Raw genomic sequence first — 2,500 nt, 5'->3', positions numbered from 1 at the left:
AGTCACACGTCGTAGACGCGAAGCCAGGTGATCTATCCATGGGCAGGCTGAAGCGAGGGTAAGACCTCGTGGAGGGCCGAACCCACTTCGGTTGAAAACGGAGGGGATGACCTGTGGATCGGAGTGAAAGGCTAATCAAACCTGGAGATATCTCGTTCTCCCCGAAATAGCTTTAGGGCTAGCCTCGGATGTTTAGTATTGGTGGTAGAGCACTGGATGGCCTAGGGGGCTTCACCGCTTACCGAAGTCAACCAAACTCCGAATGCCAATACTTTAGAGTCCGGGAGTCAGACTATGTGGGCTAAGCTGTGTAGTCGAAAGGGAAACAGCCCAGACCGCCCGCTAAGGTCCCTAAATCCATGCTAAGTGGCAAAGGATGTGCGTTTGCTCAGACAACCAGGATGTTGGCTTAGAAGCAGCCATTCATTTAAAGAGTGCGTAATAGCTCACTGGTCAAGTGGACATGCGCCGACAATTCACGGGGCTCAAGCATGGTACCGAAGCGGCGGACTTCACAATTGTGGAGTGGTAGGGGAGCATTCCATTCGGGTCGAAGTCGGCGGGTGACCGTCGGTGGACTGAATGGAAGAGCGAATGCTGGCATGAGTAACGAGAGAAACGTGAGAAACGTTTCCGCCGTAAGCCTAAGGGTTCCTGGGCAACGCTAATCGTCCCAGGGTCAGTCGGGAGCTAAGGCGAGGCCGAAAGGCGTAGTCGATGCACAACAGGTAGACATTCCTGTACCACTGGTAGCGCGTTATTACCGATGGGGTGACGGAGAAGGGTAGCTGGGCCGGGCGTTGGTTGTCCCGGTTCAAGGTCGTAGGGCGTGAGATAGGCAAATCCGTCTCACACGAAGCCTGAGAACTGATGACGAGTCGAATGAGATGAAGTCAGTGATCCCATGCTTTCAAGAAAAACCTCTAGGGAGTTCTATCGGTGCCCGTACCAAAACCGACACAGGTAGGCAGGTAGAGAATACCAAGGCGATCGAGAGAACTATGGTTAAGGAACTCGGCATAATGGCTCCGTAACTTCGGGAGAAGGAGCGCCTCGGCTGGTGAATATCCAAGCGGTGTGAGCTGGCTGAGGTCGCAGTGAAACGGCCCAAGCGACTGTTTACTAAAAACACAGGACTCTGCTAAGTCGTAAGACGACGTATAGGGTCTGACGCCTGCCCGGTGCTGGAAGGTTACGAGGAGGGGTTAGCCTTCGGGCGAAGCTCTGAATCTAAGCCCCAGTAAACGGCGGCCGTAACTATAACGGTCCTAAGGTAGCGAAATTCCTTGTCGGGTAAGTTCCGACCTGCACGAATGGCGTAACGACTTGGGCGCTGTCTCAACCATAGACTCGGTGAAATTGTATTATTCGTGAAGATGCGAATTACCCGCGGTAGGACGGAAAGACCCCGTGAACCTTTACTACAGCTTGACATTGGTCACTGGTTTGTCGTGTAGAGGATAGGTGGGAGGCTTTGAAGCTGGGGCGCCAGCCCTGGTGGAGCCACCCTTGGAATACCACCCTCGGCAGATTGGTGATCTAACCCGATACCTTGAATCAGGGTCGGGGACCGTGTCTGGTGGGTAGTTTGACTGGGGCGGTCGCCTCCTAAAATGTAACGGAGGCGCGCGTAAGGTCCGCTCAGATCGGTTGGCAATCGATCGTAGAGTGCAAGAGCATAAGCGGGCTTGACTGCGAGACCTACAAGTCGAGCAGAGACGAAAGTCGGCTCTAGTGATCCGGCGGCTCAGAGTGGAATGGCCGTCGCTCAACGGATAAAAGGTACTCCGGGGATAACAGGCTGATCCTCCCCAAGAGTCCACATCGACGGGAGGGTTTGGCACCTCGATGTCGGCTCATCGCATCCTGGGGCTGTAGCAGGTCCCAAGGGTATGGCTGTTCGCCATTTAAAGCGGTACGCGAGCTGGGTTTAGAACGTCGTGAGACAGTTCGGTCCCTATCCACCGTGGGCGTAAGAGACTTGAGAGAAGCTGTCCCTAGTACGAGAGGACCGGGATGGACGAACCTCTGGTGTACCAGTTGTCGCGCCAGCGGCACCGCTGGTTAGCTACGTTCGGTTTGGATAACCGCTGAAAGCATCTAAGCGGGAAGCCAATCTCAAGATTAGGTCTCTCACTGGGCTAACCAGGTAAGACCCCTCGTAGACGACGAGGTTGATAGGCCGCAGGTGTAAGCACAGCAATGTGTTCAGCCGAGCGGTACTAATCGGTCGAGGTCTTGATCTCATTTGCATGATTTTTCCAGCGCTATGCAGCTCTCAGGGTGCGTAAAGTACCTGAGGCGGCTATTGAAAACTCAATAGTCATCCACCGAGAGCCGGTGGATGTGTTCAGTGGTTATGGCGGAGGGGGTATACCCGATCCCATTCCGAACTCGGAAGTCAAGCCCTCCAGCGCCGATGGTACTGCGGTGTAGTCCGTGGGAGAGTAGGACGCTGCTGAACACATCCAACGGCTCTTGCATTTGGAGGACACTTTAA

2 rRNA genes (1 of these 2 cut by a window edge) are annotated in these 2,500 nt (G+C 54.4%); both read left to right on the top strand.

The features are described 5' to 3' along the window. Positions 1-2,246: ribosomal RNA gene (locus M1617_00575) — 23S ribosomal RNA — on the top strand (it extends 757 nt beyond the left edge of the window). 103 nt (positions 2,247-2,349) lie between these two features. Beyond that, positions 2,350-2,464: ribosomal RNA gene (gene rrf / locus M1617_00570) — 5S ribosomal RNA — on the top strand. Positions 2,465-2,500 lie beyond the last annotated feature (36 nt).

The sequence above is a fragment of the Actinomycetota bacterium genome (assembly GCA_023488435.1).
GTDB lineage: Bacteria > Actinomycetota > Coriobacteriia > Anaerosomatales > UBA912 > UBA912.
The sequence above is the reverse complement of the archived record's forward strand: the minus strand, read 5'-3'. Positions and strand labels throughout refer to the sequence as shown.